Here is a 23058-nt window from a genome sequence, read left to right as displayed (position 1 = left end):
CTGTAATCAACGCGATATCGTCGCGACAAGCGCGGGGCAAGTCCCGTGCATGAAACAGGAGCCGCCCTTGGCCATGGCCTTGCCACCGCTGGATGATCTGGTTGCATGCCCGCAATGCGACACGCTGCATAATGCGGCCACGCTGCCGCCCGGCTCGCGGGCCTATTGCCAGCGTTGTGGTGTGGTGCTGATGACCTCGCAGCCTGCGGCGATGGCGCGTATCCTCAGCCTTGCGCTGACCGCTTTCGTGCTGATGCTTGCTGCAATCAGCTTTCCGTTTCTCAGCCTTGATGCAGGCGGGCTGCATAATGCCACCTCCGTCATTGATGCGATTATGGCCTTTAACGAAGGCCTAGCGATCCCATTGGTCGTGGCGGTTGCATTCTTTATCATTGTCATCCCGCTGATGCGGCTTGGCGCATTGATCTATGCGCTGGGGCCGTTGGTGCGGGAACAACCGCCACGGGCAGGGGCGCGGATTGCCTTTGGGCTGGCCGAACGGCTGCGGCCATGGAGCATGGCAGAAATATTCATCGTCGGCGTCACTGTGGCGCTGATAAAGGTCGCAGGTATGGCGGCTGTGACCATCGGCCCTGCCTTCTGGGCCTTCGCGGGGGTCGTGATCATCACGGTGCTCAAGGATCAAATGATTTGTAGGTATTCGATTTGGGAAGCACTGGACCAATCAGCGGCCTGATCTCGGCACGGCAAGCCGGGTTGGTCGCCTGCCAGCGGTGTGGGCAGGTACATTTGCAGGACGCAAAAACCTGCAAACGGTGCGACGGCGCCCTGCGCAGCCGTGACACGGAAAGCCTGCAAAAGGTCTGGGCCTGGCTGATCGCCGGGATCATCGCCTATATTCCCGCCAACACCTATCCGATGTTGCTAACCAATACGCTGGTGGAACATACGGAAAGCACAATTATCGGCGGGGCGATTGAGCTGTTTGACCATGGATCTTACGGCGTGGCGGCCATCGTCTTTATCGCCTCTGTCCTGATCCCCATCGGCAAGTTCATTGCGATCATCTATCTGGCGCTCAGCGTGCAGAACAGATCCCAAAGCGATCCGCATACACGCCATATGGCTTATGAAGTGGTAGAGTTTATTGGCCGATGGTCCATGATTGATGTGTTTGTCGTTGCAATCCTGTCGGCGCTGGTGCAACTCGATACTATCGCCACAATTAACCCGGGTATTGCCGCCGTGAGCTTTGCACTTTCTGTTATCTTCACGATGCTCTCTGCACAAAGCTTTGACTCCCGGCTGATCTGGGACGCTGATCGGGACCCCGCATGACAGATCAACAATCGACAGGTCCCGCCCCGCTGGATGTGCGGCCGGTCAAGCAGCGTATCTGGCAGCGTCTTTCGCTTGTCTGGTTGGTCCCTGTGATCGCATTGGCCGTGTCGCTGGGGGCCGCGTGGCGGAACTATCAGGACCTTGGCACGCTGATCACGATCAGTTTCGAAAACGCATCCGGTGTGACGGCAGGCGAAACAAAAATCCGCTACCGCGATGTGATCGTGGGCGAAGTCGAAAGCGTCGAATTCGACGCAGGGCTGACTGTTGTATTGGTCCATGCCCGCATCGAAAACTCTGTCGCGCCTTATCTGGATGATGATGCGCAGTTCTGGGTCGTGCGCCCTGATGTGTCTGTGCGCGGGATTACCGGGCTCGATACCGTGCTGTCGGGCGTTTATATCGAAGGCAATTGGGACACCGACGCGGATGTCGCCCAAGATGATTTCGTCGGCTTCGAAGAGCCGGTCCTGACGCTCGCCCGGCAACGCGGCACCCTAATCACGCTGCGCACCAATGATGGCAGCGCGGTTTCCGCTGGCGCACCGGTGCTACACAAAGGGATTGAAGTCGGCTATCTGGAAACCCCGGAACTGTCCGAAGACGGGACAGAGGTCTTAGTCAACGCCTTTATCGAATCCCCCTATGACCGCAGACTCACCACCAGCACACGGTTTTGGGACACATCCGGTTTCAGCCTGTCCTTTGGCACCGCCGGGGTGTCGCTGAATGTGAATTCGATTGCATCGCTGATCGAAGGTGGCGTCGAATTCGACACCATCGTGTCGGGCGGTGCCCCGATTGACCCCGGCCATCGGTTCAACATTTTCATTGACGAAGAAACAGCCCGCGATAGCCTGTTCACCGATCCCGATGCGGAAACGCTGGATGTGGCGGTGCTGTTTGAAGAATCCGTCAGCGGGCTGACTGTCGGATCAGAGGTCCGCTTTCAAGGTATCCGCGTCGGCGAAGTCGGCGACCTGAACGCCATCGTCGTCGGTGAAGGTCCCACCGCCGAGGTCCGCTTGCAGGCGCTTTTAGCCATCGAGCCGTCTCGTCTGGGGATGAGCGCGGGATCCACCGCCGAAGACGCGATGGTGCTTCTGTCCGATTTCGTCGCACGCGGTTTGCGGGCACGGATGGTAACCGGCAATATCCTATCGGGTTCGCTGAATGTTGAACTGGTGCAAATTGATGATGCATTGCCCGCCATCATGAACCTGACCTCTGGCCCCTACCCTGTGATCCCGACCACGGATTCTGATATTTCCGATGTGGCCGCCACTGCCGAAGGTGTGCTGGCCCGGATCAACGCCCTTCCGGTGGAAGAACTGATGGATAGCGCCATCAGCATGATGAACAGCATCGAACGGCTTGCAGGCGATGAGTACACACGCCAAGCACCCGAAGCTTTGGTTGGGCTGATCGACGACGCCCGCGCGCTGGTGTCCTCTGAAGCGCTGCAAGCAATCCCCGGCGATGTCCGTGACGTGATCGCCGATCTGGATCAGATCATCGCCGGTGTGGCCGAGACAGAACTGGTTACCGATATTGACGTTGCCATTGCCGCCGCCAGCCGCGCTGCCGCAAATGTTGAAGAAGCCACGCAGAACCTGCCCGAAATCACCGCCCAGATCGAAGCGCTGACCGCCAAAGCCAACAGCCTAGAGGTGGAGGCGATGGTCGCCTCTGCCACTGAAACGCTTAATTCCATCGACCGGCTGATCGGCACAGAGGACGCCGTCGCCCTGCCCGGCTCTTTGAATGGCGCATTGGACGAAATGCGCCGCTTCCTTGCCGAAGTACGCGCAGGCGGTGCGGTTGAGAATGTGAATGCAGCACTTGCCTCTGCCAGTGAAGCCGCCCAGGCCATCGAAGAGGCCGTGCAAGGGCTGCCTGATCTGTCAGAGCGCGCCAGCATTCTGGTCGATCAGACCGGCACGGTCGTTGCCAGCTATGGTGAACGGTCGCGCTTTAGCTCGGAAACGCTGTCGACCCTGCGCGACATTCAGGCCGCCGCCGATGCGGTGTCCGATCTGGCCCGCGCTATCCAGCGCAACCCCCAATCGCTTCTGACAGGACGTTGATCATGCTGAAAAGACTGGCCTTTCTTACCATCGCGACGCTCAGCGCCTGTGCATCGCCCGAACGCCTGTCACTGGTCGCGCTCGACTCGCAGTTGGAACTCCGCCCGCTGGTCAGCAGCGCAGTCGTGCGCACGATCACCCTGCCAACCTATGCCGCAGTCGAAGAAATCGCCGCCGAGACAGGCGAAGGCCTGATTGCCAGCAACGAAGACGTGCTGTGGGCCGATGACCCGCAACGCGCCATGACGCTAGTCGTGGCCCGCAACCTTGCGGATATCCTAAACACGGATGTGGGTGCCGACCCTTGGCCCTTTGTTGATTTGCCCGATGTGGCCATTGATATCAGGGTTGAACGGATGCTGGCCGGGGCCGACGGGGTTTTCCGGCTCAGCGGTCAGTTCTATGTGGGCGGCGACGGAATCAGCTTTCCCAACAGCACCCATACTTTCGCGATCACAAAGCCGCTGCCGGATCAGACGCTGACCGGGCTCGCCACGGCACAAGCCCAAGCGGTGTTGAGCCTGTCCGAACAGGTCGCCCGCACGCTAGCCCGCTAGCGTCACCCACGCCCCGTCCTGTTTGGACGAGCGGACGCAGGCATCGACAAACTGCATCCCCACTAAACCGTCTGCGATGGTGGGATAGATCACCTCTGGATCGGGCGCATGGCCCGCACGATGGGCTTCAATTGCATCCGCCGCTTCGCGATAAATCGTAGCGAATCCTTCCAGATAGCCTTCGGGATGGCCGCCGGGAATGCGTGTGACACGGTTTGCCGCATCCGTCGCCCCGGCCCCGCCTCGCGTCAGCAAGCGCTTGGGTTCGCCAAACGGCGTGAACCACAGCTGATTGGGGTTTTCCTGCGCCCATTCAATCCCGCCTTTGTCACCATAAACCCGCAGGCGCAGCGCATTTTCATTGCCCGGTGCCACCTGACTGCACCACAGCATCCCGCGCGCGCCACCCTTGAAGCGCAGCATCACATGGGCATTGTCGTCCAATTCACGCCCCGGCACAAAGGCTTGCAGATCGGCGCATAGGCTTTCCAGTTCCAACCCGGTGACAAAGCTCGCTAGATTGAACGCATGGGTGCCGATATCGCCTGTCGCGCCGCCAACGCCCGATTGCGCGGGGTCGGTGCGCCAACTGGCTTGTTTGCTGTCATCAGCCTTGGTCAGCCAGTCCTGCGGATATTCCACCTGCACGACGCGCAAATTGCCCAACTGACCCTCTGCCACCATCTGACGGGCCTGCCGCATCATGGGGTAGCCGGTATAATTATGGGTCAGCACAAACAGCGCATCGCTGTCATCTGCTTCTTTCACCAGTTTTCTGGCATCCTCCAACGTCGCGGTCAGCGGCTTGTCACAGATCACGTGAATGCCTTGTTTCAGGAAAGCACGGGCGGCGGCGTAATGGACATGGTTCGGGGTGACAATCGCCACCGCCTCAATCCCATCATCCAGCCCTGCCTCGCGGGTCGCCATCGCCTCAAAATCATCATAGGTCCGCGCCGGGTCCAGCCCCAGCGCCGCACCGGACGCGCGCGCCTTTTCCGGGGTCGAAGACAGCGCGCCCGCGACAAGCTGAAACCGCCCGTCGATGCGGGACGCAATGCGATGCACCCCGCCGATAAAGGCATCATTGCCGCCGCCAACCATGCCCAGTCTGATAGGTTTCACCATGATCAGATCCCCAGCATTTTGCGGTTGGTTGCATCATCCACAGCGCCACCGGCAAAATCATCAAAGGCGCGTTCTGTCACGCGGATGATGTGGTCCTTGACGAATTGCGCCCCTTCGCGCGCGCCGTCTTCGGGATGCTTCAGGCAGCATTCCCATTCGACTACAGCCCAGCCAGCAAAATCATTGGCCGCCATCTTGGAAAAGATCGCCGCAAAATCAACCTGCCCATCGCCCAGACTGCGGAACCGGCCCGCCCGGTCCACCCAAGGCTGATAGCCGCCATAGACCCCCTGCCGCCCGGTCGGGTTGAACTCGGCATCCTTAACGTGGAACATTTTGATGCGGTCTTTGTAGATGTCGATATTGTCCAGATAATCCAGACATTGCAGGACGTAATGCGACGGATCATACAGCATATTGCAGCGCGCATGACCGTCCAGCCGTTCAAGAAACATTTCAAACGTCACCCCATCATGCAGATCTTCGCCGGGGTGGATTTCATAACAGACATCCACGCCGCAATCCTCGGCATGATCCAGGATCGGACGCCAGCGCGCGGCCAGTTCATCAAATGCGGCCTCGACCAGACCGGCGGGGCGCTGCGGCCAAGGATAGATATAAGGCCAGGCCAGCGCGCCGGAAAATGATGCCATTCCGGTCAGGCCCATATTCTGCGATGCGGTCAGCGCCAGTTTCACCTGGTCCACCGCCCACGCCTGACGGGCCTTTGGGTCACCATGCACGGATGGGTCAGCAAAGCCGTCAAACGCCGTATCATAGGCCGGGTTCACCGCGACCAGCTGGCCTTGCAGATGGGTCGACAGCTCTGTCACGGTCACGCCATTGGCGGCGGCCTGCCCTTGAAATTCGTCGCAGTAATCCTTGGATGTTGCGGCCTTTTTCAGATCAATAAACCGGGCATCCCAACTGGGCACCTGCACGCCCTTATAGCCGCAATCTGCCGCCCATTTTGTGATGCCGTTCCAATCGTTGAACGGTGCTTCGTCGCCTGCAAATTGCGCCAGAAACAGCGCGGGTCCCTGAATGGTTTTCATCTGATCCTCCCTTGCTCCGGCTCGGACTATAACGTTTTAGGAATAACTGGCCAGACCCTGTTTCGCAGGATCAGCAGCGCGCGCGCTCCGCGCGACAACTGGCATGACCGGGGCCTGTCCCAGACTATCGCATCTGTTGTATTTGTAGGCCGGATGTACAAGACTGAATGCGACAGCGACATCGTTGTTCACCAGGGAGGACATTATGAAACCAAAGAACATGACCCGGCGGGTCGTGCTGGCTGCGGCGACGGCAGCGTTTTCATTCAGCACACCCGCCTTCGCGGACGGCCATCAGGTATTGGATAGCATCCACTTTCTCATCCCCGGCGGTGCAGGCGGCGGCTGGGACGGGACCGCGCGCGGCACCGGCGAGGCGCTGACCGAAGCCGGGCTGGTCGGTCAGGCCACCTATGAAAACATGTCGGGCGGTGGCGGCGGCAAGGCGATTGGCTATCTGATCGAAAACGCCGAAAGCCAGCACGGCACCCTGATGGTCAATTCGACCCCCATCGTGATCCGGTCGCTGACGGGTGTTTTCCCGCAGAACTTCCGGGATCTGACACTTGTGGCCGGGACGATTGGTGATTACGCCGCCATCGTCGTGGGCAAAGACAGCCCGGTCAATTCCATGACCGATCTGGTCGCCGCATATCAGGACGACCCGCGCGGCACGGCGGTCGGTGGCGGCTCTGTCCCCGGCAGCCTTGACCATCTTGTGGCCGCAATGGTGATGAAAGCCGCAGGCGAAGACGCGACAGCGGTCAAATACATCCCCTATGATGCGGGCGGTGAGGCAATGGCCGCCCTGCTGTCAGGCGAGATCGCAGCACTGAGCACCGGGTTTTCCGAAGCGGTCGATCTGGCCAACGCGGGCGAGGTCAAAATCATCGGTATCACCGCCCCGGAACGCAGTGACACCTACCCGGACGCACCCACGATGATGGAACAGGGTATCGATATGGAGTTCGTCAACTGGCGCGGCTTCTTTGCGGCCCCCGGCCTGCCAGTGGATCAGCTGGCCATGTATCAAGACGCACTGGCCAAGATGTATGACACCCCGGAATGGTCAACCGTGCGCGACCGGAACGGCTGGGTCGATATTCATAACAACGGCGACGACTTCCGCAGCTTTCTGGAAAATCAGGAACAGGTCATCGGTGATCTAATGCGCGAGCTGGGCTTTCTATAAAGCCTCTGCCCGGCAACCACCCTGCCGGGCAAATACATTTGGGGGGATAAAGATGGCACTTGACCGCTGGATAGCGCTGGTCATTTTACTGATGAGCACAGCCTACGGCTATACCGCATTCTTTACGATGGACGGGACCCTTGCGCCGTTTATGCGCAACAACCCGATCTGGCCCTCGTCCTTTCCTAAATTACTGTCCGTGATGGCGATGATCGGCGCTTTGATCATTGTGCTGGGCTTCGAAAAAGGCGGCAGTGATCCTGCCGCAGGTGACATCAATTATCGGCGGCTGACCGATTATAAACTGGGGCAAGCGCTGATCCTGCTGGGATTGATGGTGGCCTATGCGCTGATGCTGCGCCCTTTGGGTTTTCTGGGATCAACCGTTGGCTTTTTGATGACCGGCGCGCTGATCTTGGGCGAACGGCGGTTCATCGTGCTGACCATCATCGCCCTGATCGCCGCCGTCGGCGTCTGGTATCTGGTGCAAGAGGTGCTGGGCATCTTTCTGCGCCCTTGGCCATATTTTCTGGGGGTCTGAACGATGCTAGACGGTTTGATGATCGGGCTCAGCACCGCATTTTCGATTTCCAATATTCTGATGGTCGTGGGCGGCTGCCTGATCGGGACATTCATCGGCATGCTCCCCGGCCTTGGGCCGATGTCGATCATCGCAATCATGATCCCGGTCGCCATTTCCATCGGCGATGCATCCGCCGCGCTGATCCTGCTGGCGGGGGTCTATTACGGGGCGATCTTTGGCGGTTCGACCTCTTCCATCCTGATCAACGCGCCCGGCGTGGCATCCACCGTCGCCACCAGCTTTGACGGCTACCCGCTGGCGCGGCAAGGCAAGGCAGGCAAAGCGCTGACCGTCGCGGCGATTGCGTCGTTCTCTGGTGGCACAATCGGCGCTGTGCTGCTGTTGATCTTTGCCCCTGCGCTATCGACGGTTGCCTTGCTCTTTGGCTCCCCCGAATATTTCGCGCTGATGGTGGTCGGCCTGTCCGCCATCGCGGCCTTTGCTGGGACCGGACAGGTCACCAAAGCATTGCTGATGACCATCGTGGGGCTGATGCTTGCCACGATTGGCGAAGGGGTGCTGTTCAACATGCCCCGCTTTACCTTTGGTGTGATGGATTTGCAGTCCGGGCTGGGGTTCATCACATTGGCCATGGCCATGTTCGCCCTGCCAGAGGCGATCTACCTGATCCTTGATCCTGCACGTTCCGGCTCTGAAAGTGGCCAGAACGAGATCAAAGACCTACGCATCACACGGGCAGAGGCGCGCAGCATCGCGCCGGTCATCGGCAGGCAGTCCATCCAAGGCTTCCTGATCGGCGTGCTGCCCGGCGCAGGCGCGACGATTGCCTCTTTTCTGGGCTATGCGGTGGAACGCAATATCGCGTCGAAGGAAGATCAGGAACAATTCGGCAAGGGCAGTCTCAAAGGGCTCGCCGCCCCCGAAAGCGCCAATAACGCGGCCTGCACCGGGTCCTTCGTGCCGCTGTTGACGCTGGGCATTCCCGGCTCTGGCACCACAGCGATCCTGCTGGGGGCACTGGTGGCACTGAATGTTTCACCGGGGCCGCGCCTGATGATCGACGACCCTGAAATCTTCTGGGCGGTGATTATCTCTATGTATCTGGGCAACCTGATCTTGTTGATCCTGAACCTGCCCTTGATCCCCTATATCGCCAAAATCCTCGCTGTACCGCGCACTTTCCTGATACCGTTCATTTTGTTCTTTACCCTGATGGGGGCCTATATCGGCCAGAACAACGCGACAGAGCTGCTGATCCTTGTTGGGCTGGGTGTCTGCGGGACAGTGTTGCGCTTTGCGGACTACCCGCTGGCCCCGCTGCTGATCGGGTTCATTCTGGGACCGATGTTGGAAAACAATTTTTCCCGGTCAATGAACCTCTATGACGGGTGGAGCTTTATCTACGAACGGCCCCTGACGCTCGCGCTACTGGCCATCGCGGTGTTGCTGATCATGCTGCCCAGCTATCGCGCGCGCCGGGCAAGGTTGCGGGCACGCGGGGTCGCCGACGGCGATTAATCCGACAGACGGACCGCATCGCTGGTGGTGCGGTCTTCTGACCCAAACCCCGCCTGATGCAATCCGAAATACGCAACGACGGCAATCAGTGCGGTGGTCGCAAATGCGGCAAGCATGGCTTTCATCGGCTGATCCTTCCTATTCTGCGGGCGTCGCGTGAGAGGTCTCTTTTTCCTTCACCTCATCCACCCACAGGCTGTGGTGTTCGCGGGCCCATTGTTCTTCGACCTCGCCCGATCCCATCGCATCAAACGCGCCTTCCATCCCGACAGAGCCGATATAGATATGGGCGATGATGACAGCCATCAGCAGGAAACTGACAATCGCGTGCCAAAGCTGCGCATATTGCATTTCGGCATGAGGCGTCAGATTGCTTTCCAGCACGCCAAAGCCCAGTATTGCGGGCAGCCCGGTATCGTTCATCAGCGCAAAGGTCTTGCCAAACATCGGCAGTTCGAACGGGAAAAGCAGCGACAGGCCAGATAGCGAGATTGACCCGCCCAGCAGGATCACCGACCAGAAAATCACCTTTTGACCCGCGTTGAATTTCTTTGCAGGCGGGTGCACGCCCTTCTTGAACAGACCCCCGCCCACGGCGATCCATTTCAGGTCCGTCCGATTGGGGATATTTTCGAGCACCCACATAAAGAAGATCATGATCAGACCCAGCATAAAGGCCCATGATACATTATTGTGGATCCACTTCGTCGCCAGCGCCAGCGTGGCAAAGCTGTCGTGTCCGAACAGCGGAATCATCACCTTGCGCCCAAACAGGCTGATCAGACCGGTCAGCGCCAGCAGCACGAATGAGCCTGCCATCAGCCAATGTCCGAACCGTTCAATCGCCTTGAACCGGGTGAGCGTCCGCCCTGTCTTTTCGCCATCAATCCGGATACGCCCCCGGATCAGATAGAACAGCGCCAAAAGCGCAATCGTTCCGCCCAGCAAATACGCCCCATAGGTCGCCAGCGGCCCTTCGCGGAACTGCAGCCACCACATGCCGCTATCCTGAATAAGAACATCGCTGGCAGCACCACGGGACTGCGTTGTCACATCCGCCGCATCATAGCGCAGCGCGCGCCAGATTTCAGCGTCAGACACACCGCCGCGCGTACCCAATGGGTCCGTGGCGGGTGCCGCCGCATCCGGATCGCCAAGCGCGTCGCTGCGGAAACTTTCGTCAATTTCCAGCTGCTGCTGGCGCGCCATGATATCTTCAAGCGTCTGGGCACCACCCGTTGCCGTGCGGTCGGGTGGGGCAACCTCTTGCGCCTGTGCCGCTGTCCCAAGGAAACACGCAAAACACATCACAAAAATGGCACGAATCATGGCCTGCTCCTTGGTCATTCTGACACGTATCGCGGGCAGCATCAGCCGCCCGCCATTGCGGGTTTAGCCGCCCTTCTGGTCGTAGGCGGTTCCCCAGCCCCAGGCACCGGAGCCAAAGCCGCGGGCGACCACGCGTTCGCGGTAGATGCTGGACACTTCGTCCCCGTCACCAGCCAAAAGCGCCTTGGTCGAACACATTTCGGCACAGATTGGCAGCTTGCCTTCTGCGATCCGGTTGCGCCCGTATTTGGCGAATTCCGCGGCAGAGTGGTTTTCTTCGGGCCCACCAGCACAGAAGGTGCATTTATCCATCTTGCCGCGTGATCCGAAATTGCCCGCCTGCGGGTATTGCGGCGCGCCAAAGGGGCAAGCGTAAAAACAGTACCCGCAGCCGATGCACAGATCCTTAGAATGCAAAACGATGCCGTCTTCGCTTTGATAAAAGCAATCGACCGGGCAGACCGCCATGCAAGGTGCATCGGAACAATGCATACAGGCGACCGAAATCGACCGCTCGCCCGGTTTCCCGTCATTTATAGTGACAACCTTGCGGCGGTTGATCCCCCAAGGGACCTCATGCTCGTTTTTACAGGCCGTGACACAGGCGTTGCATTCGATGCAGCGTTCAGCGTCGCAGAGGAACTTTGCTCTTGCCATCTTCTTGTCTCCTTACGCTGTCCAGATTTTGCAAAGAGTCGCTTTGGTCTCTTGCATCTGGGTCACTGAATCATAGCCATAGGTCTGCGCGGTGTTGGTGCTTTCGCCCAAAACATAAGGGTCCGCGCCGTCGGGGTATTTATCCCGCAAATCCACGCCTTCGAGATGCCCACCAAAGTGGAAGGGCATAAAGGCGACGCCGGCCCCGACCCGTTCCGTAATCATCGCCTTTACCTTGACCTTGCCACCTTCGGGCCCTTCGACCCAGACATCAGCGCCTTCGCGTACCCCAAGATTATTAGCGTCACGGGTGTTGATCTCGACGAACATATCTTGCTGCAATTCGGCCAGCCACGGGTTGGAGCGGGTTTCATCCCCGCCGCCTTCATATTCGACCAAGCGACCAGAGGTGAGGATGATCGGATAATCCTCGGAAAAGTCATTTTCCTGGATCGACTTGTAAAGCGTCGGCACCCGCCAGAATTTCCGGTCGTCGTAGGTCGGGTAATCCGCCACCAAATCACGGCGATTGCTGTATAGCGGTTCGCGATGCAGCGGCACTGGATCGGGGAATGTCCAGACCACAGCGCGGGCTTTGGCGTTGCCAAAGGGGGCACAGCCATGGGCAATGGCCACACGCTGGATACCGCCCGACAGGTCGGTCTTCCAGTTCACGCCGCCAACCTTGTCGCTGTAATCCGACGGGATTTCCCCTGTTTGCGAGGTTTCCCCCACCTCCTCGGTGCCGGGCCGCGTGTCGCGGAAGCCGGACACCCATTCAATCACCGCACGCTCATAAGGCGTCAGATCACCATCCCAGCCAAGATCAATCAGCATCTGCATGGTGAATTCGGGATAGCCATCCTCGATCTCGGACCCAACGCTATAGACGCCCTCGGCCAGCAGATTGTCACCATCGCGTTCCACGCCAAAGCGGGCACGGAATGTCAGGCCGCCTTCGGCCACAGGCAGCGACATGTCGTATAGGTTCGCCGTACCGGGGTGGTTCATTTCGGCAGTGCCCCAGCTGGGCCACGGCAGCCCGTAATAATCACCATCAGCAGGCCCGCCAACAGCGCGCAGCGATGTCTTGTCAAAGGTATGCTGATTGGCCATATGCATTTTCATGCGCTCCGGGCTTTGACCGGTATAGCCAATGGTCCACATGCCACGGTTAAATTCGCGGGTGATATCCTCTACATTCGGCTCTCCCCCATCATCGATGGCGATGTTGCGGAAAATCTTGTCGTGGAACCCGAATTTTTCGGAAAACTTCGCGATGATCGTGTGATCCGGCAGAGATTCGAACAGTGGTTCAACCACTTTGTCACGCCACTGCAGTGACCGGTTCGAGGCCGTGACCGATCCGCGCGTTTCGAACTGCGTACAGGCGGGCAGCAGATAGACACCATCTGTCCGGTCCTGCAACACGGCCGAGACTGTCGGATAAGGGTCCACCACGACCATCAGGTCGAGCTTTTCCATCGCCGTTTTCATTTCCTTCTGACGGGTCTGACTGTTCGGCGCATGGCCCCAAAGCACCATCGCGCGGGTGTTGTCAGGCTGGTCGATATTTTCGCTATCTTCCAGAACCCCATCAATCCAGCGGCTGACCGGGATCCCGTTCAGGTTCATCATCGACGTATCGCCGAATGCGGCCTCTGAAAAGCGCCCCTTGAGCCAGTCAATATCCTCTTCCCAGACACGCGCCCAATGGGCCCAGGCGCCATCCGACAAGCCGTAATACCCCGGCAGCGTATCCGCCAGAACGCCCAGATCGGTCGCCCCTTGCACGTTGTCGTGGCCCCGGAAAATATTGGTGCCCCCGCCAGCGGTGCCCATGTTCCCCAGCGCCAGTTGCAAGATGCAATACGCGCGGGTGTTGTTGTTGCCGTTGGTGTGCTGCGTGCCGCCCATACACCAGATCACGGTGCCGGGTCGGTTATTGGCCAGCGTGCGGGCGACCCGCTCTAGCTGCGATCCGGGTGTGCCGGTGACGCGCTCAACCTCTTCGGGGTCCCACTTTTTCACTTCGTCGCGGATCTGGTCCATACCCCAGACACGGGTGCGGATGAATTCCTCATCCTCCCAACCGTTTTCAAAGATATGCCAAAGAATACCCCAAACCAGCGCCACATCGCTGCCGGGACGGAAGCGCACATATTCATCAGCATGGGCCGCAGTGCGGGTAAAGCGCGGATCACAGACGATCAGCGGCGCGTTGTTTTCTTCCTTGGCTTTCAGCACATGCAGCAGCGACACCGGATGCGCCTCTGCCGGGTTGCCGCCAATGATGAAAATCGCCTTGGATTTGTGGATGTCATTGTAGCTGTTCGTCATGGCGCCATAGCCCCATGTGTTCGCAACACCCGCCACAGTGGTCGAGTGGCAAATCCGGGCTTGGTGGTCGACGTTGTTGGTGCCCCAATAGGCGGCAAACTTGCGGAACAGATAGGCCTGTTCGTTATTATGCTTAGCCGACCCCAGCCAATAAACACTGTCCGGGCCGCTTTCTTCGCGGATCGACATCATTTGATCGCCGATCTCATTGATCGCCTGATCCCAGCTGATCCGGACCCATTCGCCGTTTTCGCGCTTCATCGGATAACGCAGGCGGCGCTCGCCATGGGCGTGCTCGCGGACAGAGGCCCCTTTGGCACAATGCGAGCCCAGATTGAATGGGCTGTCCCAGCCCGGCTCTTGCCCGGTCCAGACGCCGTTATCGACCTCGGCAATCACCGTACAGCCGACAGAACAATGGGTGCAGACAGATTTGACGGTTTTGACCGCGCTATTCACGGCCTCTTGCGCATTTGCGGCAGTGACGGTGCCGCCCGTTGCGGCGATGGCGGTCAGCCCGCCGATGGTCAATCCAGAGCCGCGCAGGAAGCTGCGGCGATCCATGGTGCCTTTGGTCGACTGGGTCTCAATCCCGGCGCGGCGCGCAACACCATTGGTCTTTTTGCGTAACATATCGTTCTCCCTTGCTGGCGCCGGCTTGCCCGGACTCGCTGGGTGTGTGGTTAAAAGCCCTTAGAAGCGGGCGCTGGCCAGATAGGCGCGTGTATGGGCGGTGTCTTGTATCTTGTTTGCATTCAGGTCGACCTGCGCGGGCTCTGCCGCTGCGCCGGACGCGGTCGCCGCAACCATTGCCGGTGCGGCCGCCCCGAGTTTCAGAAAATCGCGACGGCTTGTGCCGTCTTCCTTACCCTGTGCCATTTAAGCCTTCCTTTCACACGCGGCGAAACCGCCGCTATCTTCCACGCGGATCATGCCGCAATCATTCGAAACGCTTCGCGTTCGATCTCCATGAACAAGCGCCCCACCGTTCCTACGGATGCATAGAACACCGCATTTTTGGCCGCTTCCAGATCAGCAAAGAAATGACCTGCCCATACGCCCACGTGTTTGTTGAAAAACGCTTTTTGTTCGTCGAGCGGCGCAGGTGGCGCAGCAAAGCGCCCCACGATCAGCCCGCCCATCATCTCCATCAGCGACGCGATGTTATCCTCTGGCTCGAACACATTCGGATCGCGGGCAATGCCGCGCCGTTGCATATCCGTGCGCAGGCTTGCCAGCGGTTTTTCGTTCAGAAACCCGGTCAGGTAATAGCTGGCAAAAGGCAACAGCTCTCCCCGGCCCAGCCCGATGAACAGCGCATTGAATTCGCGCGTGATCGTTTTCGGCTGCATCGCCCCGGCAACACGGGCCAGTTGCGCCACCGCGCGGCCCAATTCGCTGTCGTCCCCGTCAAGCGCCGCCGTCTGGCCAAGCAGCATATCATCCGGCGGCCCGGACAGCATCAGACCAAGGTAGTTATAAAGATCGGCGCGCAGCCGGTCCTCTGCGCTGACTGCGATCGTATCGGCGGCAACGCTCATACCGGGGCCTCGCTTTGAGTGTCTGCGCCATAGCTGATCCGCATGCGGGCGCGTGGGGCTGGGGATTGCTCTGCCACCGCGACAGCCCGCTCCGCATGATCCGGTATCTCTGGGGTTTCGACCTCGGTCACGGGCAGCGCCTCTTCCTCTGTGATCTCTTCAGGCCCGGCGGCGGTCAGCGCCTCGGCTTGGCGCGCCATTTCCTGCACATGGGCCAGCATGCCCTTGCCGACCTGATAGGCGGTCTGCATGTCAGTCTTCACTGTCGCAGCATCGGTGTAATCATCCGCGTAATCGACCAGCCCATCCAGATTGGCCAGCACCGGGTTCGTCCGCCAAAGGGTACGCAATGCGCGACGACGGAGATGAGCAGGCACAGCCTTGTCCATGAAGCCCTTGATATCGTCACCCAAAGCAATCGTATCAGGATCAGGCAAATCGAGCGCAGCAAGGATGTCCGCGTCTGACATCGGCTCCGCTTCCGGCATCTGCGCCTCGACCGGTGCAGCGGCCTCTTCGGCGACACGCGCTTTGCGGCGCGACCAGAAATCGGTCTGCGGTTTGTTCATGCGGCAGGCTCCTTACGACCGGGCGCACGGTAAACATCCGTCATCTGCGCGATTCGCGCATCGCCCACGCCGTCTTCGACCAGATCAACATGCTTGCGGTCACGGCGGCGCTTGACGAAGATCTCTTCTTCGTAATGGGCATTCACGAAATCGCTAATCCAGCCCACCAGCCCGCTGGGCATTGGCAGCTTTTCTACGACATCCTCGCCATTATCCATGTAATCCTGCGCTTCATAGGGTGAGGCAGTGACAAGCAACACCTGCAGCGGCCTGTCAGCCACGCCAGTCTGGCGCATCACCACATAGACCGCCGGGGTCTTATCAGACAGGGTGACCAGATACGCCTCACTGTCGGCAGGATGCAGTTGAAGCACCGGTGTGGCGGCGTGAAACTCGGCCACGCCGCCCTCTTCGCGCAGCAACCGCCAATTGGCCGGCGCAGCACCGGGTAATACAGACACCGCTTTCCACGACCACGCCGCCCAACGGGTCACCCCGGGACTGCGGCGTACCACCACGCCGACCGGCATGGATTGATCTTGATGCGGATTGTTGACCATTGCTCCTCCCAAAGCGCTACGTCGCCGGTCTGTATATGGTTGTATGCTGTACTAAAATGCGCGCCAGTCAAAGCACTTTTTGGTGGGTAACTCTGCCGCACCGCAGCAATTTCCCTATCTTTTTTTTCCGGTTTGCCCGCACCTCTGCCAGCGGCTAAGGTTGCCCGACGGCACAGCACAAACGCCGTGGAGGAAGAGCATGCCGAACGGGCAAAATCACCCTAAAAAACTGATTTTATGTGACTGTTCCGGCAGTCAGGTGATTGATGCTGACAGCATCACAGCGGCAACAGGCATGGCGTGTTCCCCTGTGCATACGGCCCTATGTACCCGCGAAACAGATCATGCCGCCGCAGCGATGACCGGCGGCGATGTAATCATCGCCTGCCAGCAAGAACGGCGCCGTTTCGAAGACCTTGCCCATGAAATCAAAGCGGTAACGCCTGATTTCGTCGATCTGCGTGACCGCGCGGGCTGGTCCGAGGACACCGCGTCAAAAGGTCCCAAGATGGCCGCACTTGCTGCGGACGCATTGCTGCCTCTGGTAGAGCCAAAGGTGCGCGACATTACCTCTGATGGGATTTGTCTGATTATTGGCGATGGCGAGGTGGCGCTGGACGCCGCGCAAAGACTGTCGGACACGCTTAGCGTCACACTGCTGCTGTCGGATGCGACAGAGCCGCCAGTGACCGACGCCTATGACATCATCCGGGGGCGGCTGATCCGCGCCACGGGCACATTGGGCCATTTCGAAATGCAGCTTGATGCGGTGCAAGAGGTCGACCCATCCGGGCGCGGCGCGCTGTCTTTCACCGCCCCGCGCGACAATGCCAGATCGCAATGTGACGTGATCCTTGATTTGACCGGGGGCACCCCGCTGTTCCCGGCCCCGGAAAAGCGTGACGGCTATCTGCGGGCAGACCCGAAACATGCGCCATCGGTATCCGCTGCGGTCTTTGCTGCGGCACAATTGGTCGGCACATTCGAAAAGCCGCTTTATGTCCGTCTCGAAGAAGCGCTCTGCGCCCATTCCCGCGCCGAAAAGCCCGCGTGCTCCAACTGTCTGAACGCCTGCCCGACCGGCGCAATCACATCTGCCGGGGATCATGTGGCCATCGACCCGCTGATCTGCGCAGGCTGCGGGGCCTGCGCCGCGCTCTGCCCGTCAGAGGCGATCACCTATGACGCACCGCCCGTCAGCCACCTGTTCCGACGCATTCAAACGCTGGCGGAAACCTATCGCAAGGCAGGCGGCAGCAATCCCCGCCTGCTGGTCCACGACGATGCACACGGGACCGAGATGCTGCGCTTGGCCGCGAGGTTCGGGCGCGGGCTGCCAGCCGACGTCATTCCCCTTGCAGTCACAGCACTGGCAGGCTTCGGCCACGCGGAAATGCTCGCCGGATTGGGCGCAGGCTTCGCCGCCCTCGATATCCTGCTCTCCCCCACCTCTGACCGGGACACGTTGCACCGCGAGGCGGAACTGGCCACAGCCATCGGCGGGCCAAAGATCACGCTGCACGATCTCGCCGATCCGGATCAACTGTCCGATGCACTCTATGATGCGCCCGTGATGGACGCCGTGGCGACGCCTATTCTTGCGATCGGGACACGTCGCCAGATCACCCGCACTGCGGGCAAGGCACTCGCCGCCGATGCGCTGATCCCCCTGCCGGATACCGCGCCTTATGGTGCCGTCCTTGTGGATGCCGAGGCCTGCACGCTGTGCCTGTCTTGTGTCTCGCTCTGCCCGTCCGGTGCGCTGACAGATAACGAAGACATGCCGCAACTGCGTTTTCAGGAAGACGCCTGCCTGCAATGCGGGCTATGCGCCAATATCTGCCCGGAAAAAGCGATCACGCTGGCACCGCGCCTGAACCTAAGCGATCAGGCCCTGTCAGAGGTTGTGCTGCACGAAGAAGAACCCTTTGCCTGCGTAGAATGCGGCAGCCTGTTCGGGGTGAAATCCACGATTGAAAAGATCACCGAAAAGCTTGCAGGCAAACATGCGATGTTCGCCAATCCACAGGCCGCGCGGATGATCCAGATGTGCGACAATTGCAGGATTCAGGCGCAATATCATTCTGACAACAACCCCTTCACCGGCGGCGCACGGCCCCGCGTCAGAACCACCGATGACTACCTGTCAAAACGCCGGGATCACTAAGCCATTCAGCTAAGGAAAAGAAGATGAGCGACGATTTCAACATGTCCATGCGCAAGTTTCTCAAACAGGTCGGCGTCACCTCGCAGCAAGCCATCGAAGAAGCGATGCGCGCTAATGGTGCCGCTGGGAAAAGCTTTGACGCCAAGATGGTGCTCAGTATCCCCGAACTGGGGCTCGAACATGAGGTGACCGGCAAGATCACCGGGCAGGACAGCTGATTTGACCATCACACGTGACGTGGTCATCGCGACCCTGAAGACGATTAACGACCCTGTTTCGGGCGATGACATCATGAGCGCCGGACTTGTCCGGGCGCTGCATGTCGATGAAGGCAACATACGCTTTGTGTTCGAGGTGCCGGGCTCTGCCGCCGCGCAAATGGAACCGGTGCGCGCCGCCGCAGAGGCCGCGCTGAAAGCACTGCCCGGTATTGGCAGCGTGTCGGCAATCATGACGGCCCATAGCAGCCCCGCCGCACCGCCGGACCTGAAACCGCAGCGCAGCGCGGAACCCAAAGGGCCGCAGAAAATCCCCGGCATCGACCGGATCATCGCCATCGCGTCCGGCAAGGGCGGCGTGGGCAAATCAACCGTGTCTGCCAACCTCGCCTGCGCGCTGGCCGCCGAAGGGCGGCGGGTCGGGCTGCTGGATGCAGATGTCTATGGCCCCTCGCAGCCGCGCATGCTGGGCGTGTCCGGGCGACCAGCCTCGCCCGATGGCAAGACGATCCTGCCAATGCGTAATCATGGCGTCACAATGATGTCGATCGGGTTGATGACAAACGAAGATCAGGCAGTTGTCTGGCGCGGGCCAATGCTGATGGGCGCTTTGCAGCAAATGCTCAGCCAGGTGCAATGGGGCGCGCTGGACGTGCTGCTCGTCGACCTGCCCCCCGGCACCGGGGACGTGCAGATGACGCTGGCGCAAAAGGCCGAACTGACCGGCGCGATCATCGTCTCGACTCCACAAGACGTGGCGCTGCTTGATGCGCGCAAAGGGATCGACATGTTCAACCAGTTGGGCACGCCGATCATCGGCATGGTCGAAAATATGAGCACGCATATCTGTTCCAACTGCGGGCACGAGGAACACACTTTCGGCCATGGCGGCGTCGCGAAAGAGGCGGCAAAACTGGGCGTGCCTTTGCTGGCCGAACTGCCGCTGCATCTGGACATCCGGCTTGCAGCCGATGGCGGCGCGCCGGTTGTGGTATCGAAACCCGACAGCGCGCAGGCGCAGGCCTTTCGTAGTCTTGCCCGGCAGTTGATCGCTGACGGCAAAGGATGAACGGGCCAGTCTTTCCACCCCTGCTACAAGGGCAGGCCACCGTCGATGACCCGCTCAGCGTCGCTGTGACCATGGCGCATGATGGCTGCGATGCCGGGGTTATCGTGCATCATCTGGGCAGCGACCCGATGCGCGCCGCACTCATCCTCGCCCCCGATGTGCCGCTGGCTGACGCCATGTCCATGCTGCCCGCTTGCGCCGTCGGGTTCCAAAACGCGCTTGGCGCCATCGCCCCGCCCGAAGTCGCGGTGCATCTAGGCTGGGAGGGGCGCATTATCGTGAACGGCGCGCACTGCGGCGGGCTGCAAGTGCGGGCCTCAACCGCTGACCCCACGGCCATTCCCGACTGGCTGGTGGTGGGGCTGAGAGTGCCGCTTTGGCCTGCCAGCGAAACACCGGGGGACACACCGGGGCAAACCGCGCTGCATGCCGAAGGCTGCGGCGATATCACCGCGACTGACCTGCTTGAGGCCTGGGCGCGGCACAGCCTGCTCTGGATCAGCCGCTGGACAGATGCAGGCCCTGCCGCGCTGCACGCCGAATGGATCGGCCTGCTGCAAAAGCTCGACGATTTTGTAGGTGCCGACGACCGCTTCGGCCTGTTGCGCCGCAGCGACGATGGCACCACACTCACCCCGCTGACCACTTTGTTGGAGCCCGCATGACCGATCACTATCTCGCCCGCGCGATCCATTTCGACGAAAGCGACATGAATATCTTTCACACACCCGCACGCACCGGCGAATGGTGCATCTCCGGCGGCTTTGAATTTTCCAACTGGTCCGAGGCTGACCTGTCAGGCAAAGCACGGCAAGCCTTCACCAACGGCTGGCTGGGGCTGGAAACCTTCGGGCGGGTGACGGTCGTGGCGATCACCAAAGCAGAACCCGCAGAGATCGACGCGCTGACAGAGGCGCTGGCGGCACATTTTGTCAGCCACTACGGCGCACCATCAGTCGACGCGGCACGGGATGTGGCGGCCGAAGAAATCCAACAGATGTCCGCGCTCTGCGCCGACCAGACGGCCAACACGCTGCTGATGGTCAGCCGCGAACTGACAGAAGCCGGGGTACGCGAAAGCTACCGGATCATCCCACCGCAAGAGGCAGGACTGGACCAATTCGCAATCCACGGATCACTGGATGAAGAGCCGCACGGGCATTAGGAGCTGGATCAGCCCCGAAACTGAACAATCGCCACCGGTGGTCTGGTTGACCTCTTCCATATCTGTTGCGTGGCAAAGCACACGAAACCAATCTCCCGCAATGATAGCTTCGAGCCCCAAATGCCCAATGCTGCGCCACGAACGAAAGTCTGCTATTTATGTGCAACGCAACAACGATAGTCGGAGACATTGATGCGAAGTACCATGTGGCGGCGAATTGATGCCGTAGGCACAGAAGCCTGTTCGGTTATCGACAACGGGACTTCTCGCTTAGTCTCTGGCATGGCCGTTTACGCTGGCGAGAATTCTCCGACACGAATAGCCTATTCCGTAACATGCAACGACAATTGGGAGTGTCGCGCCGCTACCGTCGAGCGTTGGGTTGGCGCTGATAAACTTGATCTTGCTCTTTCGCGACAAGACGACGGCACCTGGACCTCGAATGGAAAAGTTGTGAGTGCCGTAGACTCATTGGTCGATATCGATCTGGGATTTACGCCGGCCACGAACACGAATGCGATCAAGCGACTTGAGCTGAGGATTGGAGATCATGCAGAGTTTGCCGCTGTCTGGTTGGATGACGAAACTTGGACGTTCAAACCGCTGAAGCAACGATATGAGCGGTTGAACGAGAATACCTATAGGTACACTTCGGTCGATAGTGGGTACGAAGCAGATTTGGCCGTCGATGGATTTGGCTTCGTTCAAGTTTACCCTAGACTTTGGGAGACAGTGTCAACTTAGGCCTAATGAGCACTTCGAAACCGAAACGATTGCTAAGAGCGGACCTTCCCAAAGACCCGCTGAACGGTGGCTCCGTACCGCGCTGCAGTCATCCAATCGACCCGAAATGCTGCGCTCTGCATGAATGTCCGCTATGCGGGCTGCGACCGCAGCAACAAGGCACCTAGACGAGTGACCGGTATGGGCCGTCCGTGACAACGCGGTTTGTGCATATACACCGTGATGCTGCAACCGATCTAATGGCCGCGAAGAGCCCATCTTGCAGTTTTTCTGTGATGCAGAGAATGTCAGGTTGGGATGGAGAAAAGGGAACCTCTATGGACATTATGTGCTTGAATGGTTGGGGTGGGAAGCTCCACGAAGACCTGCTCCTCTTTCTCCAGACGGCCACTCCTGAAATTCTATGCTTACAAGAGGTTGTCCATAGCCCAGCCTCAGATAAGGAGTGGCTGACCTACCGTGACGGGGACCACATCCTGCCGCAACGCGCAAACTTCTTCTGCGATGTGGCGAGAGCGCTACCGGATCACGTCGCTGTTTTCTGTCCGGCTGCGCAGGGTGTCTTGTGGGATGGGGAACAGTCGATCCCGTCACAATGGGGGTTGGCAACTTTTGTGCATAAATCCGTGCCGATAATTGGTCAGGTTCAGGGTTTCGTCCACAAGACTTTCTCGCCAGTTGGCTACGGTGAACACCCTCGTTCTCGAAGTGCCCATGGCGTGCGCGTGTACGATTACGATTCCAATCATTCCATCAGCATTACGCATATGCATGGTTTGCGTGATCTGAAGGGAAAGATGGATACACCTGAACGTACACAGCAGGCGCGACGATTGCTCGACCTCTCGCAGCACGTGTCTGAGCCAGAGGATGTGGTGGTAATTTGCGGTGACTTCAACGTTGAACCAGAAAGCGAGACGCTTCGTATCTTGGCCGATGCTGGGCTGGTCGAGCTCGTGACTGGACGCGGGTTCAAGACCACACGAAACTCTCAATATAAAAAGCCGGGTAAGTTTGCCGACTACATGCTGATCAATGATACCAATGCAGTGAAGCATTTTGACGTAGTTTACGATCCGGAGGTTTCAGACCATTGCCCGCTCGTCCTTACCATCTAGAGCATGTTGCACTCAATGGCCCTCATATCCTGCGGCCTTGAAGTAGTTGTAGCACTCTTCGTCTGAGAAAAGGTCGCAGACCTTCCCTACGGCGGCCCAAAGTTGATCGTACGTTCGTGCGGCAGCTTTCCTGATCAGGGTTTTCAGTTTTGAGAATGCCATTTCGATCGGGTTGAGATCGGGGCTGTAGGGTGGAAG

Annotated in this window: 25 protein-coding genes; 14 read left to right on the top strand and 11 right to left on the bottom strand. The window is 59.4% G+C overall.

Annotation, left to right across the window (positions count from 1 at the left end; genetic code table 11):
* Nucleotides 1–49: 49 nt before the first annotated feature.
* The 4 genes from ACJ5NV_RS03830 to ACJ5NV_RS03815 are packed head-to-tail and all read left to right on the top strand — an operon-like array spanning nucleotide 50 to nucleotide 3946.
* Nucleotides 50–697, top strand: a complete 648-nt coding sequence (locus tag ACJ5NV_RS03830; RefSeq protein WP_411642305.1) for a paraquat-inducible protein A — start codon at nucleotides 50–52, stop codon at nucleotides 695–697.
* Nucleotides 667–1299 (top strand): paraquat-inducible protein A, encoded by a 633-nt coding sequence (locus tag ACJ5NV_RS03825; RefSeq protein WP_411642304.1) that lies wholly within the window; start codon nucleotides 667–669, stop codon nucleotides 1297–1299. The genes ACJ5NV_RS03830 and ACJ5NV_RS03825 overlap by 31 nt, the downstream gene beginning before the upstream one ends.
* Entirely contained in the window at nucleotides 1296–3389 is a 2094-nt protein-coding gene (locus tag ACJ5NV_RS03820; RefSeq protein WP_411642303.1) for a PqiB family protein, read from the top strand. Before ACJ5NV_RS03825 ends, ACJ5NV_RS03820 begins: the two co-directional genes overlap by 4 nt.
* A 2-nt stretch (nucleotides 3390–3391) precedes the next feature.
* Nucleotides 3392–3946 (top strand): PqiC family protein, encoded by a 555-nt coding sequence (locus tag ACJ5NV_RS03815; protein WP_411642302.1) that lies wholly within the window; start codon nucleotides 3392–3394, stop codon nucleotides 3944–3946.
* Here the strand turns inward: ACJ5NV_RS03815 and ACJ5NV_RS03810 are convergent.
* Together ACJ5NV_RS03810 and ACJ5NV_RS03805 are read right to left on the bottom strand one after the other, a co-directional pair.
* The gene (locus ACJ5NV_RS03810) at nucleotides 3935–5074 is read right to left on the bottom strand and encodes a Gfo/Idh/MocA family protein (protein ID WP_411642301.1); all 1140 of its coding nucleotides are present in this window, start codon (nucleotides 5072–5074) and stop codon (nucleotides 3935–3937) included. The genes ACJ5NV_RS03815 and ACJ5NV_RS03810 overlap by 12 nt on opposite strands.
* A gap of 2 nt (nucleotides 5075–5076) precedes the next feature.
* Nucleotides 5077–6129, bottom strand: a complete 1053-nt coding sequence (locus tag ACJ5NV_RS03805) for a sugar phosphate isomerase/epimerase family protein (protein ID WP_411642300.1) — start codon at nucleotides 6127–6129, stop codon at nucleotides 5077–5079.
* Nucleotides 6130–6334: 205 nt separating this feature from the next.
* Between ACJ5NV_RS03805 and ACJ5NV_RS03800 the strand changes: the two genes are divergently transcribed.
* From ACJ5NV_RS03800 to ACJ5NV_RS03790, 3 genes are read left to right on the top strand one after another with little or no spacing between them, the layout of a single operon-like run.
* Nucleotides 6335–7321, top strand: coding sequence for a tripartite tricarboxylate transporter substrate binding protein (locus tag ACJ5NV_RS03800; RefSeq protein ID WP_411642299.1), 987 nt, complete (start codon nucleotides 6335–6337; stop codon nucleotides 7319–7321).
* 52 nt (nucleotides 7322–7373) lie between these two features.
* Nucleotides 7374–7862, top strand: coding sequence for a tripartite tricarboxylate transporter TctB family protein (locus ACJ5NV_RS03795; RefSeq protein ID WP_411642298.1), 489 nt, complete (start codon nucleotides 7374–7376; stop codon nucleotides 7860–7862).
* 3 nt (nucleotides 7863–7865) lie between these two features.
* Nucleotides 7866–9383 (top strand): tripartite tricarboxylate transporter permease, encoded by a 1518-nt coding sequence (locus ACJ5NV_RS03790; protein WP_411642297.1) that lies wholly within the window; start codon nucleotides 7866–7868, stop codon nucleotides 9381–9383.
* Here ACJ5NV_RS03790 and ACJ5NV_RS03785 read toward each other — a convergent pair.
* The 8 genes from ACJ5NV_RS03785 to ACJ5NV_RS03750 all read right to left on the bottom strand — a co-directional run bounded on the left by ACJ5NV_RS03785 (nucleotide 9380) and on the right by ACJ5NV_RS03750 (nucleotide 16379).
* Nucleotides 9380–9508: a hypothetical protein gene (locus tag ACJ5NV_RS03785; protein WP_411642296.1), complete on the bottom strand. Its 129-nt coding sequence runs from the start codon at nucleotides 9506–9508 to the stop codon at nucleotides 9380–9382. The two genes, ACJ5NV_RS03790 and ACJ5NV_RS03785, sit on opposite strands and share 4 nt — an antisense overlap.
* Nucleotides 9509–9521: 13 nt before the next feature.
* Nucleotides 9522–10712 (bottom strand): formate dehydrogenase subunit gamma, encoded by a 1191-nt coding sequence (locus ACJ5NV_RS03780; protein ID WP_411642295.1) that lies wholly within the window; start codon nucleotides 10710–10712, stop codon nucleotides 9522–9524.
* Nucleotides 10713–10775: 63 nt separating this feature from the next.
* Entirely contained in the window at nucleotides 10776–11369 is a 594-nt protein-coding gene (gene fdh3B, locus ACJ5NV_RS03775) for a formate dehydrogenase FDH3 subunit beta (RefSeq protein WP_411642294.1), read from the bottom strand.
* Nucleotides 11370–11381: 12 nt separating this feature from the next.
* The gene (locus ACJ5NV_RS03770) at nucleotides 11382–14342 is read right to left on the bottom strand and encodes a formate dehydrogenase subunit alpha (protein ID WP_411642293.1); all 2961 of its coding nucleotides are present in this window, start codon (nucleotides 14340–14342) and stop codon (nucleotides 11382–11384) included.
* 60 nt (nucleotides 14343–14402) lie between these two features.
* Nucleotides 14403–14588 carry a twin-arginine translocation signal domain-containing protein gene (locus ACJ5NV_RS03765; protein WP_411642292.1) on the bottom strand — a complete coding sequence of 62 codons (186 nt, stop codon included), beginning with the start codon at nucleotides 14586–14588 and terminating at the stop codon, nucleotides 14403–14405.
* 50 nt (nucleotides 14589–14638) lie between these two features.
* Nucleotides 14639–15250, bottom strand: a complete 612-nt coding sequence (locus tag ACJ5NV_RS03760; protein ID WP_411642291.1) for a TorD/DmsD family molecular chaperone — start codon at nucleotides 15248–15250, stop codon at nucleotides 14639–14641.
* Nucleotides 15247–15819 (bottom strand): DUF3306 domain-containing protein, encoded by a 573-nt coding sequence (locus tag ACJ5NV_RS03755; RefSeq protein ID WP_411642290.1) that lies wholly within the window; start codon nucleotides 15817–15819, stop codon nucleotides 15247–15249. Before ACJ5NV_RS03755 ends, ACJ5NV_RS03760 begins: the two co-directional genes overlap by 4 nt.
* Nucleotides 15816–16379: a DUF3305 domain-containing protein gene (locus ACJ5NV_RS03750; protein WP_411642289.1), complete on the bottom strand. Its 564-nt coding sequence runs from the start codon at nucleotides 16377–16379 to the stop codon at nucleotides 15816–15818. Before ACJ5NV_RS03750 ends, ACJ5NV_RS03755 begins: the two co-directional genes overlap by 4 nt.
* A gap of 199 nt (nucleotides 16380–16578) precedes the next feature.
* On the opposite strand from ACJ5NV_RS03750, the gene ACJ5NV_RS03745 reads away from it, so the two are divergent.
* The 7 genes from ACJ5NV_RS03745 to ACJ5NV_RS03715 all read left to right on the top strand — a co-directional run bounded on the left by ACJ5NV_RS03745 (nucleotide 16579) and on the right by ACJ5NV_RS03715 (nucleotide 22860).
* Nucleotides 16579–18546 carry a 4Fe-4S binding protein gene (locus ACJ5NV_RS03745; protein WP_411642288.1) on the top strand — a complete coding sequence of 656 codons (1968 nt, stop codon included), beginning with the start codon at nucleotides 16579–16581 and terminating at the stop codon, nucleotides 18544–18546.
* Between the two features lie 23 nt (nucleotides 18547–18569).
* On the top strand, nucleotides 18570–18764 hold the full coding sequence (locus ACJ5NV_RS03740) for a DUF6494 family protein (RefSeq protein ID WP_411642287.1): 195 nt from the start codon (nucleotides 18570–18572) through the stop codon (nucleotides 18762–18764).
* Nucleotide 18765: 1 nt separating this feature from the next.
* The gene (locus ACJ5NV_RS03735; protein WP_411642286.1) at nucleotides 18766–19833 is read left to right on the top strand and encodes an Mrp/NBP35 family ATP-binding protein; all 1068 of its coding nucleotides are present in this window, start codon (nucleotides 18766–18768) and stop codon (nucleotides 19831–19833) included.
* Entirely contained in the window at nucleotides 19830–20498 is a 669-nt protein-coding gene (locus ACJ5NV_RS03730) for a biotin/lipoate--protein ligase family protein (protein WP_411642285.1), read from the top strand. The genes ACJ5NV_RS03735 and ACJ5NV_RS03730 overlap by 4 nt, the downstream gene beginning before the upstream one ends.
* Nucleotides 20495–20998, top strand: a complete 504-nt coding sequence (locus ACJ5NV_RS03725; RefSeq protein ID WP_411642284.1) for a DUF6505 family protein — start codon at nucleotides 20495–20497, stop codon at nucleotides 20996–20998. Before ACJ5NV_RS03730 ends, ACJ5NV_RS03725 begins: the two co-directional genes overlap by 4 nt.
* A gap of 192 nt (nucleotides 20999–21190) precedes the next feature.
* A complete protein-coding gene (locus ACJ5NV_RS03720) occupies nucleotides 21191–21742 on the top strand; it encodes a putative glycolipid-binding domain-containing protein (protein ID WP_411642283.1) in 552 nt (183 codons plus the stop codon).
* 317 nt (nucleotides 21743–22059) lie between these two features.
* Nucleotides 22060–22860, top strand: a complete 801-nt coding sequence (locus ACJ5NV_RS03715) for an endonuclease/exonuclease/phosphatase family protein (protein WP_411642282.1) — start codon at nucleotides 22060–22062, stop codon at nucleotides 22858–22860.
* 12 nt (nucleotides 22861–22872) lie between these two features.
* On the opposite strand, the gene ACJ5NV_RS03710 is transcribed toward ACJ5NV_RS03715, so the two are convergent.
* Nucleotides 22873–23058, bottom strand: a 186-nt coding sequence (locus tag ACJ5NV_RS03710) for a transposase (protein ID WP_411642281.1), incomplete at its 5' end; no start/stop codon positions are given.

It is taken from the genome of Loktanella agnita, from assembly GCF_046640325.1.
Lineage (GTDB): Bacteria > Pseudomonadota > Alphaproteobacteria > Rhodobacterales > Rhodobacteraceae > Yoonia > Yoonia agnita.
Note: the sequence above shows the minus strand (reverse complement) of the source record. Positions and strands in the feature narration are given on the sequence as shown.

What these genes read in the sequence shown, in the direction of transcription:
- ACJ5NV_RS03830 (WP_411642305.1), top strand. Translation starts at nt 50, where the DNA reads ATGAAACAGGAGCCGCCCTTGGCCATGGCCTTGCCACCGCTGGATGAT.
- ACJ5NV_RS03820 (WP_411642303.1), top strand. Translation starts at nt 1,296, where the DNA reads ATGACAGATCAACAATCGACAGGTCCCGCCCCGCTGGATGTGCGGCCG.
- ACJ5NV_RS03815 (WP_411642302.1), top strand. Translation starts at nt 3,392, where the DNA reads ATGCTGAAAAGACTGGCCTTTCTTACCATCGCGACGCTCAGCGCCTGT.
- ACJ5NV_RS03810 (WP_411642301.1), bottom strand. Translation starts at nt 5,074, where the DNA reads ATGGTGAAACCTATCAGACTGGGCATGGTTGGCGGCGGCAATGATGCC.
- ACJ5NV_RS03805 (WP_411642300.1), bottom strand. Translation starts at nt 6,129, where the DNA reads ATGAAAACCATTCAGGGACCCGCGCTGTTTCTGGCGCAATTTGCAGGC.
- ACJ5NV_RS03800 (WP_411642299.1), top strand. Translation starts at nt 6,335, where the DNA reads ATGAAACCAAAGAACATGACCCGGCGGGTCGTGCTGGCTGCGGCGACG.
- ACJ5NV_RS03795 (WP_411642298.1), top strand. Translation starts at nt 7,374, where the DNA reads ATGGCACTTGACCGCTGGATAGCGCTGGTCATTTTACTGATGAGCACA.
- ACJ5NV_RS03790 (WP_411642297.1), top strand. Translation starts at nt 7,866, where the DNA reads ATGCTAGACGGTTTGATGATCGGGCTCAGCACCGCATTTTCGATTTCC.
- ACJ5NV_RS03785 (WP_411642296.1), bottom strand. Translation starts at nt 9,508, where the DNA reads ATGAAAGCCATGCTTGCCGCATTTGCGACCACCGCACTGATTGCCGTC.
- ACJ5NV_RS03780 (WP_411642295.1), bottom strand. Translation starts at nt 10,712, where the DNA reads ATGATTCGTGCCATTTTTGTGATGTGTTTTGCGTGTTTCCTTGGGACA.
- fdh3B (WP_411642294.1), bottom strand. Translation starts at nt 11,369, where the DNA reads ATGGCAAGAGCAAAGTTCCTCTGCGACGCTGAACGCTGCATCGAATGC.
- ACJ5NV_RS03770 (WP_411642293.1), bottom strand. Translation starts at nt 14,342, where the DNA reads ATGTTACGCAAAAAGACCAATGGTGTTGCGCGCCGCGCCGGGATTGAG.
- ACJ5NV_RS03765 (WP_411642292.1), bottom strand. Translation starts at nt 14,588, where the DNA reads ATGGCACAGGGTAAGGAAGACGGCACAAGCCGTCGCGATTTTCTGAAA.
- ACJ5NV_RS03760 (WP_411642291.1), bottom strand. Translation starts at nt 15,250, where the DNA reads ATGAGCGTTGCCGCCGATACGATCGCAGTCAGCGCAGAGGACCGGCTG.
- ACJ5NV_RS03755 (WP_411642290.1), bottom strand. Translation starts at nt 15,819, where the DNA reads ATGAACAAACCGCAGACCGATTTCTGGTCGCGCCGCAAAGCGCGTGTC.
- ACJ5NV_RS03750 (WP_411642289.1), bottom strand. Translation starts at nt 16,379, where the DNA reads ATGGTCAACAATCCGCATCAAGATCAATCCATGCCGGTCGGCGTGGTG.
- ACJ5NV_RS03745 (WP_411642288.1), top strand. Translation starts at nt 16,579, where the DNA reads ATGCCGAACGGGCAAAATCACCCTAAAAAACTGATTTTATGTGACTGT.
- ACJ5NV_RS03740 (WP_411642287.1), top strand. Translation starts at nt 18,570, where the DNA reads ATGAGCGACGATTTCAACATGTCCATGCGCAAGTTTCTCAAACAGGTC.
- ACJ5NV_RS03730 (WP_411642285.1), top strand. Translation starts at nt 19,830, where the DNA reads ATGAACGGGCCAGTCTTTCCACCCCTGCTACAAGGGCAGGCCACCGTC.
- ACJ5NV_RS03725 (WP_411642284.1), top strand. Translation starts at nt 20,495, where the DNA reads ATGACCGATCACTATCTCGCCCGCGCGATCCATTTCGACGAAAGCGAC.
- ACJ5NV_RS03720 (WP_411642283.1), top strand. Translation starts at nt 21,191, where the DNA reads ATGCGAAGTACCATGTGGCGGCGAATTGATGCCGTAGGCACAGAAGCC.
- ACJ5NV_RS03715 (WP_411642282.1), top strand. Translation starts at nt 22,060, where the DNA reads ATGGACATTATGTGCTTGAATGGTTGGGGTGGGAAGCTCCACGAAGAC.